The sequence below is a fragment of the Burkholderia sp. Ax-1719 genome, assembly GCF_011753055.1.
Taxonomy (GTDB): domain Bacteria; phylum Pseudomonadota; class Gammaproteobacteria; order Burkholderiales; family Burkholderiaceae; genus Paraburkholderia.
On sequence record NZ_VWWJ01000030.1, the window covers coordinates 1 to 14,743 of the forward strand.

Sequence of the window (14,743 nt, forward strand, 5' to 3'; positions counted from 1 at the left end):
CGCCCCGGGTTCGCTCACGGGCACCGCCACCGGCGTGCCGGTGAACCCGCCCTCGCCTGACGCAGGCCCGAGCGGCAGCGCGACGGGGACGTCGGCATCGAGCGGCCCGCAGCAGGGCGCGCCCGTCGGCGTGAATCCGAACAATCCGAATAACCCGACCGTGGGCGAAACGCAGAAGAACGCGGAACCCGAGCGCACCCAGGCCGAACAGGCCGTCGTGCAGCGCGAACATGCTCCGCTGTTCGACCACAAGCTCACGCTCGACTGGGGTATCAGCGATACCTACTACGATCGCCGCCAGCTGCAGCTCTCGGGTTTCCTCGCGCTCGATGCGATTTTCCTCGGCAACATCAATCTGGGCGAAACCAAGTCGCACCAGATCATGGCCGATCTGGACACGCGGTACGGCCTGACCGACCGCATGAGCATCGACGTCGACGTGCCCTACATCTACCGCCACAGCAGCTTCATCGTGGGCGGCGCGGGCGGCTCGGCCAGTTCGTTGTCCGATTCGTCGGTGAATTCGAACGCCATCGGCGACGTCAACTTCGGGATGTACTACCAGTTCCTGAAGGAAACCAACAACCTGCCCGACGTGGTCGGCAGCCTGCGCGTGAAGACGCCGACCGGCACCTCGCCGTTCGGCATCAAGGTGCAGCAGATCTCGCAGGACAACACCAATCTCGTCGCGCCGACCAAGCTGCCCACCGGCACGGGCTTCTGGAACGTCACGGCCGGTCTGTCCGTGCTGAAGACCTATGACCCGGTGGTGCTGTTCGGCAGTCTCTCGTACACGTACAACATCTCGCGCTCGTTCTCCGACATCTCGTCGGTCATCGGGCAGACGGAGCCCGCGGACGTCAAGCTCGGCGACATCATCCAGTTCGGCGGCGGCGTCGCGCTCGCCTTCTCCGAAAAGGATTCCGCCAGCATCTCCTACACCATGGCCATCGAGCCGCAATCGAAGACCAAGGCGCCCGGCGGCAGCTGGACCGGCGTGCCGGGCAGCGAGACGACCGCCTCGGTGCTCAACTTCGGGCTCAACCACGTGGTCAACAAGCACCTGACGATCAACGGCGCGGTATCGGTGGGCCTGACGCCCGATGCGCCGAACTTCGTCGTCGGCGTGCGGTTCCCCTACACCTTCTGATGAATACGAGGCCGATCGTGCGCGAATCCTCACATCTGAGCGCCAACGTGACGTCGTTCGCCGGGGCGGGCCAGCGGCTCGCCGTGGTGGGACAGTCGCCGCACACCGCCATGCAGGCGGATGCGGCGATCGAAGGTACGGCGGATACGACGGGTCCTTCTGCAGTGCGCAATCTCGACGCATCCAGCGTCGCGAATGCGGCGCAAGGGGCGAAATCCACCAAAGCCGGCGACGGCAGGCCAATCGCGGACATCGACCGCATGCTGCTCTACGTCGCCCGCACGCCGGACACGCAGCTCGGCGCGTATCTGAAAAGCCGCGGCTGGGAAGTCGCCACGGCCAAGACCGCGCATGAAGCGACGCGTCTCGTGAAGCAGGAGCCGACCTGCGCGGGCATCGTCGATCTGACCGGTTTCGCGCCGCGCGATCTGGCCGGACTCGAAGCCGTGCTGCGCCTGCAACAGGTGGGCTGGATCGCGCTCACCGATGCGCAGCGCCTGACCGACCCGGAAGTGCGCCGCCTGATTCGCCACTATTGCTTCGACTACGTGCATCTGCCGGTCGCGCCGGCGACGCTCGACTATCTGGTCGGCCACGCCTTCGGCATGGTCACGCTGTGCGATCTCGACGAGGCCCCCGCCTCGGCGACGAGCCAGGACGAAGACGAGATGGTGGGCACCTGCGAAGCGATGCAGCAGCTCTTTCGCACCATCCGCAAGGTGGCCAATACCGACGCCAGCGTGTTCATCTCGGGCGAGTCGGGCACGGGCAAGGAGCTGACCGCACTGGCGATCCACGAACGCTCGCCGCGCCGTAAGGCGCCCTTCGTGCCGATCAACTGCGGCGCGATCCCGCATCACCTTCTGCAATCCGAACTGTTTGGCTACGAACGCGGCGCCTTCACGGGCGCGAACCAGCGCAAGATCGGTCGGGTGGAAGCGGCCAACGGCGGCACGCTGTTCCTCGACGAAATCGGCGACCTGCCGATGGAAAGCCAGGCGAGCCTGCTGCGCTTCCTGCAGGAAGGCAAGATCGAGCGGCTGGGCGGCCACGAGCAGATTCCCGTGGACGTGCGCATCATTTCGGCCACGCACGTCGATCTCGAATCGGCGATGCGCGACGGACGCTTCCGCGCCGACCTGTTCCATCGCCTGTGCGTGCTGCGCGTGGACGAGCCGCCGCTGCGCGCGCGCGGCAAGGACATCGAAATCCTCGCGCATCACGTACTGCACAAGTTCAAGATGGACAGCGCGCGCAAGATCCGCGGCTTCACGCCCGACGCCATCGAGGCCATGTACAACTACAACTGGCCCGGCAACGTGCGCGAAATGATCAACCGCGTGCGCCGTGCGATCGTGATGGCCGAAAGCAAGCTGATCTCGGCGGAAGACCTCGACCTCGGCCAGTTCACCGAGCAGCAGACGATCACGCTCGCGCAGGCGCGCGAGTCCGCGGAGAAACGCGCGATCGAGGCGGCGCTGCTGCGCCACCGCCATCGCCTGACCGAAGCGGCGGCGGACCTGGGGATTTCGCGGGTGACGCTGTATCGGCTGATGGGCACGCACGGTCTGCGCGACGAAAAGTCGATCTTTGGCGGTGAAGCGGAGAACCAGGCGGACAGCCACGGCGAAACTGCGGCGCAAAGCGCCACGCAGCCGGCCGATCCCGCCGAATGACGGCAAGATGCACCGCTGCGACGCGATGTCGTGCTGACATCGTGTCGCAGCGGCGTATAGCGGATTGGCGCAGGTGCGGTTTGAAACGCGCCGTCGGGTAGAATCGATGGGATCGACCTTTCAATTCCATCGCAATTCGACTCTCTCCGACCCACTCGATGACGACGCTCACCCTGATCGTCGCTCGCGCCCAGAACGGCGTGATCGGCCGCGACAACGAACTGCCCTGGCGGCTGCCCGAAGACCTCGCATTCTTCAAGCGCACCACCATGGGCGCGCCCATCGTCATGGGCCGCAAAACCCACGAATCGATCGGCCGCGCGCTGCCTGGACGGCGCAACATCGTCGTCACGCGTGACGCCGGCAAGCGCTTTCCCGGCTGCGATACGGCGACGAGCCTGGAGGCTGCGCTCGCGCTTGCGGGCCAGGATCAGGCGCCCGAGGCGTTCCTGATCGGCGGCGCCCAGCTTTACGCCGAAGGCATCGCGCTCGCGCAGAAGCTGATCGTCACGGAAATCGCCGCCGATTTCGAAGGCGACGCGCATTTCCCCGCGCCTGACGCCGCCATCTGGCGCGAAACCGCACGCGAGACGCTGCACGCAAACGCGCCCAATGACTTCGATTTCGCGTTTGTGACTTACGAGCGGCGGGATTGAGTCAGAGCGCCATCAGCGAGCGCGGCATCCACCGCTCTCCAGCCATCGGTTTACTTAGTCCCAAAATGGGACTAAACTGCACTTCATGCGAATCGTAGCCAGGAAGACCCTGCTGGAATTCATCAGAAACCACGCACGCGCCGAGCAATCGCTTCTCGCATGGTATGCGGAAGCCGCTCAGGCGACCTGGCGAACGCCGCAGGACATCAAGGCGCACTATGCGTCCGCGAGTTTTGTCGGCAAGAACCGCGTGGTGTTCAACATCAAAGGCAACGATTTTCGATTGATTGTGGCCGTGGCCTACCGGCTCGGCGTCGTCTATATCAAATTTGTCGGCACCCATGCCGAATACGACAAGATCGACGCGGCCACCGTGGAACTGGAGTAAAGCCAATGGAAATCCGCCCGCTACACAACGAGGAAGACTACAGGGCTGCACTGGCAGTCGTGTCCCGACTCGTTGACACCGACCCAGAATCCGGCACGCCCGAAGGCGACGAACTCGAGATTCTGTCGATTCTGGTCGAGCGTTACGAAGCTGAACACTTTCCGCTTGCCAGCCCGGATCCGATCGAAGCTATCAAATTCCGCATGGAGCAACAAGGGCTGTCCGTGCCCGACATGCAGCCCTATATCGGCAATGCGAATCGAGTCTACGAAGTGCTCGCTGGCAAGCGCGCGTTGAGCCTTGCGATGATTCGCCGTTTGCACGCTGGACTGCAGATTCCCGCCGAAGTGCTGATCGGCGTGGCCTGACATCCTGCTCCGCAAACAAAAACGGCACGCCAGAGCGTGCCGTTTTTCCTTCTGCGGACCTGAAGCCGCGCCTTACTGCCCCGCCACCGTCATGCGCTCGATCAGCACCGAGCCGGTCTGACGCGTGCCGCGCGCGAGCGTATCCGCGCCCACGGCGACGATGTGGTGGAACATCTCCTGCAGCGTCGATGCCACCGTGATTTCCTCGACCGGATACTGGATCTTGCCGTTCTCGACCCAGAAACCCGACGCGCCGCGCGAGTAATCGCCGGTCACGAAGTTCACGCCCTGCCCCATCAGCTCGGTCAGCAGCAGACCCGTGCCAAGCTTTTTCAGCATGGCTTCGAAATCGTCTTCGGGCTGTGTGAGCGAGCTTTCCAGTCGCAGATTGTGCGAGCCGCCAGCGTTGCCGGTCGTCTGCATACCGAGCTTGCGCGCCGAGTACGACGACAGGAAATAGCCCTGCACCACGCCGTCCTTGACCACTTCGCGACGTTGCGTGCGCACGCCTTCTTCGTCGAACGGCGCGCTGCCGGCCGCGCGCGGCACGTGCGGATCTTCGACGATCTGGATATGCGGCGCGAATACCGGCTTGCCCAGCGAATCGACGAGGAACGAGGTCTTGCGATACAGCGCGCCGCCGCTCGTGGCCTGCACGAAGGCGCCGAGAATCCCGGCCGCCAGCGGCGCTTCGAACAGCACCGGCACCTTGCGCGTGTCGAGGCCGCGCGCGTTCAGGCGCGACAGCGCGCGTTCGGCGGCGTAGCGCCCCACGGCTTCGGGCGAAGCCAGTTCACCGGCGCTGCGGCGCGAGGTGTACCAGTCGTCGCGCTGCATGCTGCGGCCGCTGCCCGCGATGGGCGCGCAGGCGATGTAGTGGCGCGAGTACGGATAACCGTGCATGAAGCCGCTGGAGGTGGCCAGCACGAACTGCGAGTGCTGCGCGGACACGCTCGCGCCTTCGGAATTGGTCACGCGGCGGTCGGTGGCGAACGCGGCGTCTTCGGCGCGGCGGGCGATTTCGACCGCTTCGTCGGCGGTCACGCTCCACGGGTGATAGAGATCGAGGTCGCGCGGCGCGGTTTCCAGCAGCTCGCGCTCGGCGAGGCCGGCGCAGTCGTCGTCGGCGGTAAAGCGCGCGATGTTGTACGCGGCGGCAACGGTGTCCTTGAGCGCCTGCGCGGAAAAGTCCGAGGTGCTCGCATTGCCGCGCTTGTTGCCGATGTAGACGGTCACGCCGACCATCTTGTCGCGGTTGTGCTCGATGGTTTCGACTTCACCGCGCCGCACGGACACCGAAAGACCGTCGCCTTCGGAGAGCTCGGTCGCGGCGTCGCTCGCGCCGAGCGCCTTCGCGTGGCGGAGGATGTCCGACGCGATCTCCTTCAGTTCGTCCTGGGTGTGCGGAAAAAAACGCTGCCGGGCTTCGATGTCTGCTGCCATTGTCGTTACGGTCCGGTTTTGGGCCGGTGCGGCCCGCTTGTCGTGTGTCGGAGGTGTCACGTGATGCGTCGCGCGCATGTTCATACGGCGTGCATGTTGCGCCTTTACGTCAGACGCGTTTCGCGATCATAGCAAGGACTGCGCGCGCGCACCGAGGCGGAACGTGCGGCAATGCGGCATGACGCGCGACTTCGGGCGCATCCCGCCGACCTGTGCTGCGGCCGTCGAGTCCGATCGGCTCGCGCGCGCACGCTACAATATGCGTCATGAAACGCAAAACCCGCATTCAACCTATGAACGACGCTGTCGCCGAAGTCGACGACAACGGTTACGATCGCCCGAGCAAATCGCAGCTCAAGCGCGAGATGGAAGCCCTGCAGCAGCTGGGCGTGGCACTCGTCGAGCTGCCCAAGGACGCGCTCAAGCGCATGCCGATGACGGAAGACCTGTCGGACGCCGTCCACGAAGCGCGCCGCATTTCCGATCACGAAGGCCGTCGCCGCCAGCTCCAGTATGTCGGCCGCATGATGCGCGGTCTGACCGAAACCGAAGTCGCCGCGCTGCGCAAGGCGATGGACGAGCACCGCGGCGTCAACAAGGCCGCCACGGCGCGCCTGCACTGGATCGAGCGCACGCGCGAGAAGCTGCTCGCCGACGACGAAGCGCTCACGGTCTTTATCCGCGACTATCCGGCCGCCGACCCGCAGGAAGGCCGCACGCTGATCCGCAACGCCCGCCGCGAACAGCAGCAGGCCAAGCCGCCGAAGTACTTCCGCGAGCTGTTCCAGTGGATCAAGGACGTGAGCAAACAGGGCGACGACGAAGCCGATGACGTCGATCACGACAGCGGCGAGGACCGCGAAGATGACGAAGCCTGAGCGCAGCCATCCCGATGAGCTGGTGATCGGCCTCGTGTCGGTCAGCGACCGCGCGACCGCGGGCGTCTACGAGGACAAAGGCATTCCGGCGCTGATGGAATGGCTGGGCGCCACGCTCAAGTCGCCGTGGCGCGCTGAAACGCGCCTGATTCACGACGATGCGGAGACGATTTCGGCCACGCTCACCGCGCTGGTCGACGGTCTGGGCTGCGATCTCGTGCTCACGACCGGCGGCACCGGCCCCGCGCGCCGCGATGTGACGCCCGAGGCGACGCTCGCGGTGGCGACGAAGGAAATGCCCGGTTTCGGCGAGCAGATGCGCCAGATCAGCCTGAACTTCGTGCCGACGGCGATTCTCTCTCGCCAGGTCGCCGTAATCCGCGAAACCGCGGACCATGCGGCGCTCATCATCAACCTGCCCGGCCAGCCGAAGTCGATCAAGGAAACGCTGGAAGGCCTGCGCGACGAGACCGGCAAGTCGAAGGTGCCCGGTATTTTCGCGGCGGTGCCCTACTGCATCGACCTGATCGGCGGCCCGTATATCGAAACCGATCCGGCCATCGTGGCCGCATTCCGGCCGAAGAACGCGCAGCGTCCGCCGCGCGCCTGAGCCCGGAAACCCGCAAAGCAAGCAAAACGGCGCCCTCAGGCGCCGTTTTTCACAAGCCGCGCACGCGCTTTACTTCGCGTCGCCGCCCGCAGCCGCTTCCGTTGCACCGGCAGCCGGCGTCGACGGAATCAGGAAGTGTTCACGGTAGTACTTGAGTTCGTCGATCGACTCGTGGATGTCGGCCAGCGCCGTGTGCATCGCGCGCTTCTGGAAGCCCTTGTAGATCGCGGGCTGCCAGCGGCGGCACAGTTCCTTGAGCGTGCTCACGTCCAGATTGCGGTAGTGGAAGAACCGCTCGAGCGTAGGCATCCAGCGCGCCATGAAGCGGCGGTCCTGGCAGATCGAGTTGCCGCACATCGGCGACTTGCCCGGCGGGACGTACTGGGCGAGGAAGGCCATGATCTGCTCGGTGGCGCTTTCTTCGGTGACGGTCGAGGCGCGCACGCGTTCGGTCAGGCCCGAACGGCCATGCGTGTTGCGGTTCCACTCGTCCATGCGGTCGAGATCGGCTTCCGTCTGGTGGATTGCCAGCACAGGGCCTTCCACGATCTTGTCGAGCGTGGAGTTGGTCACCACCACGGCGATTTCGATGATGCGGTCGTTATCGGGGTCGAGACCCGTCATTTCCATGTCGAGCCAGATCAGGTTCATGTCGGTGCGCTCCATAGCTGGAGTCGCCTGGCCCGCCGGGTCGGCAGAAGTGATGTCTGTCATGAATATCGCCTGAAACGGTAGGAAAGCGGCGCGCGCCGCATGCGGTCGACGGCGCCATCGCGTCGCCACTGCAGGATGCAATGTGCGGGCCGCCAAGAACATATAATTGTCGCATAGATACCACGGACTTCCCGGATGCCCACCTTGTCCCCTTCGCTGTCCCCAGCGCTGAGTTTCAGCGCGTTGTTCATGATCGCCGTCCTGGCGATGGTCGCGACCAAACTCTGGCTGGCCTCGCGCCAGACCCGCTTCGTCGCGGCCCATCGCAATGCGGTGCCGGCCCAGTTTGCCGCCACCATTCCGCTCACGGCGCACCAGCGCGCCGCCGATTACACCGTCGCGCGCACGCGCCTTGGCATGGTCGAAATCGTGCTGTCGGCGGTCGTGCTGATCGCGCTGACGCTGCTCGGCGGCGTGCAGGCGCTCGATCTTGGCGTCTCCGATCTGCTCGGGCGCGGCTATGTCGGCCAGATTGCGCTGATCGGCGCGGTGCTCGCGGTCAGCGGCCTGATCGAATTGCCGCTCGATTACTACCGCCAGTTCGTGGTCGAGGAACGTTTCGGCTTTAACCGCATGACGAAGGCGATCTTCTTCATGGACCGCATCAAGGGGCTCGTGATCGGCGCGGCGTTCGGCATTCCGCTGCTGTTCGTGGTGCTGTGGCTGATGAAGCAGGCGGGCGACCTGTGGTGGCTGTGGACGTGGGTGGTGTGGGTCGGCTTCCAGATGCTGGTGCTGGTGCTCTACCCCACCTTCATCGCGCCGCTGTTCAACAAGTTCGAACCGCTCAAGGACGAGGCGCTGCGCTCGCGTATCGAAGCGCTGATGCAGCGCTGCGGCTTCGCGGCCAAGGGCCTGTTCGTGATGGACGGCAGCCGCCGTTCGGCGCACGGCAACGCCTATTTCACGGGCTTTGGCGCGGCCAAGCGCATCGTGTTCTTCGACACGCTGCTCGCGCGCCTTTCGGGCAGCGAAATCGAAGCCGTGCTCGCGCACGAACTCGGTCACTTCAAGCGTCGCCACGTCATCAAGCGCATGGTCGTCACATTCCTGATCAGCCTCGTGCTGCTCGGCTTGCTGGGCTGGCTCACGCAGCGCGTGTGGTTCTACGAGGGCCTGGGCGTGCGTCCGTCGCTGCTCGGCGGCAACGAAGGCCTGGCGCTGGTGCTGTTCTTCCTCGCCGTGCCGGTGTTCCTGTTCTTCATCACGCCGCTGAACAGCCTGAGCTCGCGCAAGCACGAATTCGAGGCCGACGCCTTCGCCGCCACGCAGACCGACGCGCAACAGCTCGTCAACGCGCTGGTGAAGCTGTATGAGGACAACGCGTCGACGCTCACGCCCGACCCGCTCTACACCGCGTTCTACTACTCGCATCCGCCGGCTTCGCAGCGGATCGACAAACTGCTCGTGCACGCATGAAGCGGCGCGCAACCCAGGCCGCAGGCGGCGCGGCTTCCTCGAACGCCGCCGCAACTCTGCATGGCGTCGTGATCGCCGCGCATGGCCGTCATTATCTGGTCGCCCCGGACGACGGCGGCCCGGCGCTCCAGTGCTTCCCGCGCGGCAAGAAAAGCGAGGTGGCCGTGGGCGACCGCGTCGACTATCAATCGACGTCGGCGGATCAAGGCGTGATCGTTGCGATTGGCGAGCGGCGCAACCTGCTCTATCGCTCCGATCAGTTCAAGTCCAAGCTCTTTGCGGCGAATCTCGACCAGTTGCTGATCGTACTCGCCACCGAGCCGCACTTCAGTGAGGATCTGCTCGGGCGCGCGCTCGTGTCCGCCGAAGCCAACAACCTCAAGCCAATCATCCTGCTCAACAAGATCGACCTGGAAGCCGTGCTGCCGCTCGCGCGCCAGCGGCTGGAGCGTTATCGGGCGCTCGGCTATACGGTGCTGGAAGTGTCGGAAAAGAAGCATCCGGAAGAGGCGCACGCGATCCTCTCGGCACATTTGAATGGCCACCAGACCATCCTGCTCGGGCAATCGGGCATGGGCAAATCGACGCTCGTGAATTTGCTGATTCCCGACGCCGAGGCCGCCACGCGCGAAATTTCCACTGCGCTCAACAGCGGTCGCCACACGACAACGTTTACGCGGCTGTACAAACTCCCGGGCGAAGGCGGCGGCGCGTTGATCGATTCGCCGGGTTTCCAGGAATTCGGCCTCTATCACCTCACCGAAGGCACGCTGGAGCGCGCCTTCCCCGAGTTCAGGCCGCTGCTGGCGCACTGCCGCTTCTACAACTGCCATCATCTGCACGAACCGGGCTGCGCGGTGCTCGAAGCGGTCGAGGATGGCCGCATCGCGCCTGAGCGTCACGAACTCTACGCGCAACTCGTGCACGAAATCAGCCAGGTCGTGCGCTGACGCGCGCGTTCGTCGACGCTCATGCTCAAGCTCGTGCGCGCGCCCAATGTGGTCATCGCCCAGCACTGGATGAACATCCTGGCCACGGCGGGCGTGCCCTGCGAGTTGCACAACCGCTATTTGAGCGGCGCGATGGGCGAAATTCCCGCCGAGCAATGCGCGCCCGAAATCTGGCTCGTCGACGATCGCGACGAAACGCTGGCGAGAAAGCTGATCGCCGATGCGACGCAAGGCCCGAGGCCCGGCGCGCCTTCCTGGCGCTGCCCGCAATGCGGCGAGACGCTGGAGCCGCAGTTCACGGTCTGCTGGCAATGCGGGCGCGAGCGCGATCCGCGCGACGATTGACGTTTTTTGGCGATAAAAAAGCCCACTTGAAGCGGGCTTTTTCTGTTTGGAGCGAATGCGGGAAGCGATGTCGACCGCTTAGACCCAAACGGCGATCGTCAGCATCAGCAGCAGGATCATCCACAGGATCACGGCGCGCCAAACAAGGCCAACTGCCGATTGCAGCGTGCGCGGCGTGCAGTCGTCGCCAACCGTATAAGGGCCGCCGTCGCCCGGCTGGGCAAGCGCGTCGACGCTCGACTGCTCGGCAAGCGGTCCCGACAGGCGCGCACCCAGTGCGCCGCTGCCGGCTGCCAGCAGCACGCCTTCGTTGGTATCGGGCCACTGGTTCGCGTGATTGCGCCAGGCGTAGATCGCATCCTCGAAATTGCCGACGATGGCGAAGCCCAGCGACGTCAGACGCGCCGGAATCCAGTCGATCACGAAGAACACGTGCTGCGCAAAATTCGAAAACACTTCGGTACGGTCTTCGGCCGGACGTGCCCACTCGCGCGCGAGGTATTCCGAGATACGGTACAGCACCGCGCCCGCCGGGCCGATCGGCACGAGGAACCAGAAGAACACGCCAAACACATGGCGATGCGAGGCCACCACCGCGTGAATCAGCGTGTGGCGCACGATCTCGCTCACGGGCATGTCCACGGCGTCGATGCCGGTCCATTCGGTGAGCACTTCGCGGGCGCGCGGCACGTCGTCGTTATTCAGCGCGAGGTGGATATCGGTGAAATAGTGGCTGAACTGGCGAAAACCCAGCGTGAAGTACACCACCACCACGTTCCAGCAGAACGCTAGCACGAAGCTGATGTGGTACAGCACGTAGTAGACCAGCGCCGTGGCCGCCGTCCAGGGCAGCACCACCACCAGCCAGGCGATCAGCCCATGTTTCTGCTTGCCCGCGTCGAAGCCATGCGCGGCCCATTCCGCATTGAGGCGCACCAGCGCCATCACCGGATTATTCGGCGAAAGCGCCCGCACCTGTTCGATGACGAGAGCCAGCAATACGGAGAAGAAGGTCATGCGACGCGCCGTGCAAGTCGGGTTGCAAAAGGGGTTTCAGGGCTTTCAGAAAATTGTTGCAACGATATCACAGGGCCAGATGTACCTGAGCGTCTGGCGGCAAAGACACAACAGCCGCAGCGCAGCAACGCAAGATCGCGTCGCAGATCGGCAAGAATCACCAATCTTGAACAGGCGCTTCAGGCGAGCAGGAAGCGATAAAAGTTGCGCAGCATCCCGGCGGTCGCGCCCCAGATGAAATGCGATGTGCCGACCGTCCCCGCCTGGCCGCCCTGCTGCGGATACGGCATGGCGAAAAAGCGGCGCTCGCCGCCTTCCCAGCGGAACACCCGGATTTCGTGATTCGCGGGGTTCATCAGAAAGTCGAGCGGCACTTCGAAGATGCTCGCCACTTCGAGCGAATCGGCGGCCAGCGAAAACGGCTCGTGCACGAGGCCCACCACGGGCGTCACGCGAAAACCGGTGCCCGTCAGATATTCGGGCAAGGCGCCGAGCACTTCCACGCGCGACGGATCGAGATCGACTTCTTCATGCGCCTCGCGCAAGGCGGCGGCGATGGGCGTGGGATCGGACGGTTCGCGGCTGCCGCCGGGAAAGCTGACCTGGCCGGCGTGATTGCTGAGGTGATCTGCGCGCTGGGTGAGCAGGACGGACAGCCCTGAAGCGCGGATCACCAGCGGAATCAGCACCGCGGCTTCGCGCGGGTCGCGGATGTCCAGAACGCGCGATTCCTGCGGCTCCGGGTCCCAGGGCAGGCGCTGTTCGAAGCGCGCGCGCAGCCCGTCGGGCGTGAGGCGGCCGGCGTCGACCTTCGGCAGATCGGCGCCAGTCGATTCGATCGGCAGGCTTTCGGGTTCAAATACTGGACGGATCAACGGCTGACTCGGAGTTCGGGCACACCTGATTATTTTGCGGCCAAAAAGAAAAAAGCACCCCGAAGGGTGCTTCTTTCTTACAGCTTTTACGCCTGCTCTGCAGCCGGAGCAGCTGCGCGGTCTTTCGACACCAGCTTTTCCTTGATGCGAGCCTTCTTGCCCGACAGGTTGCGCAGGTAGTACAGCTTCGCGCGACGAACGTCGCCGCGGCGCTTCACCACGATGCTTGCCAGCAGCGGCGAGTACGTCTGGAACGTACGCTCAACGCCTTCGCCCGACGAGATCTTGCGAACGATGAACGCCGAGTTCAGACCGCGGTTACGCTTTGCGATCACGACGCCTTCGTATGCCTGAACGCGCTTACGCGTGCCTTCGACAACGTTCACGTTGACGATCACCGTATCGCCCGGGGCGAAATCGGGGATGGTCTTCTCGCCCAGCACGCGCTGGATTTCTTCCTGCTCGAGTTTTGCAATCAGATTCATGGATTGACTCCGTAAGCCATCTTGTCGGCGTTCGTACCTGTTGCCGGTTCCCCGGACAACGACGGCCCCGATAGAGGATGGATTCACAACTGGCACCGTTCACGCATGAAGCGGCGCCGCCTTGGGCGCCCCGCGCCCTGCCCGCCCGAAGCCTTACGCTTCGTTCGCGCTCTTCGCGAGACTAGCAAGCCATGCCTCATCGGCACGGCTCAACATCTTGTTCTTGCGGGCCCGAGCGATCAGGTCAGGCCGTTTTTGCCACGTGTTGCGCAGCGCTTCGCGGCGGCGCCATTGCTCGATTTCCGCATGATGGCCGCCAAGCAGCACATCGGGCACCCGCACGCCGTCGTATTCCTCCGGCCGCGTGTAATGCGGGCAGTCGAGCAGACCATCCACGAAACTATCCTGCACCGCCGAGAGCGCGTCGTTTAGCACGCCCGGCAGCAACCGCACCACGGCATCCATCAGCGCCATCGCGGGCAGTTCGCCCCCCGACAGCACGAAGTCGCCGAGACTGACTTCCTCGTCCACGACACGGTCGACCAGACGCTGGTCGATCGCTTCGTAACGGCCGCACAGCATCACGAAACCGGGTTCCTGCGCGAACTGCACCGCGCGCTCGTGCGTGAGCGGCTTGCCTTGCGGCGACATCAGCAGCACACGCGGTTTCGCTACGCCCTGCTCCGCCTGCGCGGCTTTCGCCGCGTCGATCGCGGCTTCCAGCGGTTTGGCCAGCATGACCATGCCGGGGCCGCCGCCGTACGGGCGATCGTCGATCGTGCGGTAATTGTCGGTGGTGAAATCGCGCGGATTCCACGTACGCAACGTATAACGCTGCTGTTTGGCTGCCCGGCTGGTGATGCCCCAATCGGTAATCGACCGGAACATCTCGGGAAAGAGCGTAACGACATCGAACTGCATCGCTCTCTCCGTTCAGCGAATCAGCACAGCAGGTTCAGTAATCGGCTTCCCAGTCGACGACGATGCGTTTCGCCGCCAGGTCCACCGTCTTCACAAACACGCCGACAAACGGGATCAACCGTTCGCCGGTGGCGGGTTTGCCGTCCTTACCCGTTTCCGGGTACTCGATGCGCATCACCGACTGCGCACCGTTGTCGATCAGGTCGGCGACCTTGCCCAGCTCGACGCCCGCCTCGTTGGCGACATCGAGACCGATCAGGTCCACCCAGTAATACTCGTCGGCTTCCGGCGCAGGGAAATCGGCGCGGCTCACGTAGATACGGGCGCCGCGCAGCAGTAGCGCAGCGTCGCGGTCGGTGAGACCCGCCAGTTGCCCAACGATGGAATCGCCGTGCACCTTGGCGCTCGCGCGAATCGCGGAATGACGCTCGGGACGCTCGCGGCCCTTGAGGAGCCACCAGCGCTTCGCCGCCAGCAAGGCTTTGCCGCCTTGCGCGTGCGGCGCGATCTTCAGCCCGCCCTTGAGGCCATAAGCTTCGATCACTGCGCCGACTTCGACCGCATCGGCCGGCCAGCTTTGCGCCGTTTCGGCGCGCAGACCATCGGCTTGCGCCGTGGATGCGCCTGCCGGTGTGTTCGCCTGTGTGTTTTCACGCACGGGCGCACGCACCGGCCCTTTACGCACGAACGCACCGAAAGTCGGTGCGGAACGTGCCGGGCGGTTGTTCGCCCGGCCACTGCCCTGCGGCGTCACTGCGCCCGTAGCCTTGGCGTCCGCTTTTGCGTCGTCATGCTCGGGCATGGACAAACCTCGCAGCCAGCTTGAAATCGCACACGCGGCTTACGCT

General features: G+C 64.5%; 16 protein-coding genes and 1 pseudogene. 10 read left to right on the top strand and 7 right to left on the bottom strand.

Features of this window, described 5'->3' with window-relative positions; genetic code table 11:
* The 5 genes from F3J17_RS31835 to F3J17_RS31855 all read left to right on the top strand — a co-directional run.
* Positions 1-1,150, top strand: a 1,150-nt coding sequence (locus F3J17_RS31835) for a hypothetical protein (protein WP_167069094.1), incomplete at its 5' end; no start/stop codon positions are given.
* A 260-nt stretch (positions 1,151-1,410) separates the two neighbouring features.
* Entirely contained in the window at positions 1,411-2,826 is a 1,416-nt protein-coding gene (locus F3J17_RS31840; protein ID WP_240161236.1) for a sigma-54 dependent transcriptional regulator, read from the top strand.
* 158 nt (positions 2,827-2,984) lie between these two features.
* Positions 2,985-3,482 carry a dihydrofolate reductase gene (locus F3J17_RS31845; RefSeq protein WP_167069097.1) on the top strand — a complete coding sequence of 166 codons (498 nt, stop codon included), beginning with the start codon at positions 2,985-2,987 and terminating at the stop codon, positions 3,480-3,482.
* An 85-nt stretch (positions 3,483-3,567) separates the two neighbouring features.
* Positions 3,568-3,870, top strand: coding sequence for a type II toxin-antitoxin system HigB family toxin (locus tag F3J17_RS31850; protein WP_167069099.1), 303 nt, complete (start codon positions 3,568-3,570; stop codon positions 3,868-3,870).
* Between the two features lie 5 nt (positions 3,871-3,875).
* Complete coding sequence (locus tag F3J17_RS31855) at positions 3,876-4,238, top strand: transcriptional regulator (protein ID WP_167069102.1); 363 nt, start codon at positions 3,876-3,878, stop codon at positions 4,236-4,238.
* A 72-nt stretch (positions 4,239-4,310) separates the two neighbouring features.
* Here the strand turns inward: F3J17_RS31855 and pmbA are convergent, their stop codons facing one another.
* On the bottom strand, positions 4,311-5,681 hold the full coding sequence (gene pmbA / locus F3J17_RS31860; protein ID WP_167069105.1) for a metalloprotease PmbA: 1,371 nt from the start codon (positions 5,679-5,681) through the stop codon (positions 4,311-4,313).
* Positions 5,682-5,947: 266 nt separating this feature from the next.
* On the opposite strand from pmbA, the gene yjgA reads away from it, so the two are divergent.
* Together yjgA and mog are read left to right on the top strand one after the other, a co-directional pair.
* Complete coding sequence (gene yjgA / locus F3J17_RS31865) at positions 5,948-6,559, top strand: ribosome biogenesis factor YjgA (RefSeq protein ID WP_167069108.1); 612 nt, start codon at positions 5,948-5,950, stop codon at positions 6,557-6,559.
* Positions 6,546-7,169 (top strand): molybdopterin adenylyltransferase, encoded by a 624-nt coding sequence (gene mog / locus F3J17_RS31870; protein WP_167069111.1) that lies wholly within the window; start codon positions 6,546-6,548, stop codon positions 7,167-7,169. Before yjgA ends, mog begins: the two co-directional genes overlap by 14 nt.
* Before the next feature lie 69 nt (positions 7,170-7,238).
* On the opposite strand, the gene orn is transcribed toward mog, so the two are convergent.
* Positions 7,239-7,883 carry an oligoribonuclease gene (orn, locus tag F3J17_RS31875; protein WP_167069114.1) on the bottom strand — a complete coding sequence of 215 codons (645 nt, stop codon included), beginning with the start codon at positions 7,881-7,883 and terminating at the stop codon, positions 7,239-7,241.
* A 135-nt stretch (positions 7,884-8,018) separates the two neighbouring features.
* Between orn and F3J17_RS31880 the strand changes: the two genes are divergently transcribed.
* The 3 genes and pseudogenes from F3J17_RS31880 to F3J17_RS31890 all read left to right on the top strand — a co-directional run bounded on the left by F3J17_RS31880 (position 8,019) and on the right by F3J17_RS31890 (position 10,597).
* Positions 8,019-9,302, top strand: coding sequence for a M48 family metallopeptidase (locus tag F3J17_RS31880; RefSeq protein WP_167069117.1), 1,284 nt, complete (start codon positions 8,019-8,021; stop codon positions 9,300-9,302).
* 68 nt (positions 9,303-9,370) lie between these two features.
* Positions 9,371-10,252 (top strand): annotated as a pseudogene (gene rsgA / locus F3J17_RS31885) (ribosome small subunit-dependent GTPase A); the annotation flags it as partial.
* Positions 10,253-10,273: 21 nt separating this feature from the next.
* Positions 10,274-10,597: a DUF2007 domain-containing protein gene (locus F3J17_RS31890; RefSeq protein ID WP_167069123.1), complete on the top strand. Its 324-nt coding sequence runs from the start codon at positions 10,274-10,276 to the stop codon at positions 10,595-10,597.
* A 78-nt stretch (positions 10,598-10,675) separates the two neighbouring features.
* On the opposite strand, the gene F3J17_RS31895 is transcribed toward F3J17_RS31890, so the two are convergent.
* The 5 genes from F3J17_RS31895 to rimM all read right to left on the bottom strand — a co-directional run bounded on the left by F3J17_RS31895 (position 10,676) and on the right by rimM (position 14,697).
* Complete coding sequence (locus F3J17_RS31895) at positions 10,676-11,614, bottom strand: CobD/CbiB family protein (protein WP_167069126.1); 939 nt, start codon at positions 11,612-11,614, stop codon at positions 10,676-10,678.
* Between the two features lie 179 nt (positions 11,615-11,793).
* Positions 11,794-12,489: a CoA pyrophosphatase gene (locus F3J17_RS31900; protein WP_167069129.1), complete on the bottom strand. Its 696-nt coding sequence runs from the start codon at positions 12,487-12,489 to the stop codon at positions 11,794-11,796.
* Between the two features lie 86 nt (positions 12,490-12,575).
* Positions 12,576-12,974, bottom strand: a complete 399-nt coding sequence (gene rplS, locus F3J17_RS31905) for a 50S ribosomal protein L19 (protein ID WP_027817360.1) — start codon at positions 12,972-12,974, stop codon at positions 12,576-12,578.
* Between the two features lie 153 nt (positions 12,975-13,127).
* On the bottom strand, positions 13,128-13,895 hold the full coding sequence (trmD, locus tag F3J17_RS31910; protein WP_167069132.1) for a tRNA (guanosine(37)-N1)-methyltransferase TrmD: 768 nt from the start codon (positions 13,893-13,895) through the stop codon (positions 13,128-13,130).
* Between the two features lie 34 nt (positions 13,896-13,929).
* Positions 13,930-14,697 (bottom strand): ribosome maturation factor RimM, encoded by a 768-nt coding sequence (rimM, locus tag F3J17_RS31915; RefSeq protein WP_167069135.1) that lies wholly within the window; start codon positions 14,695-14,697, stop codon positions 13,930-13,932.
* Positions 14,698-14,743: the final 46 nt, after the last annotated feature.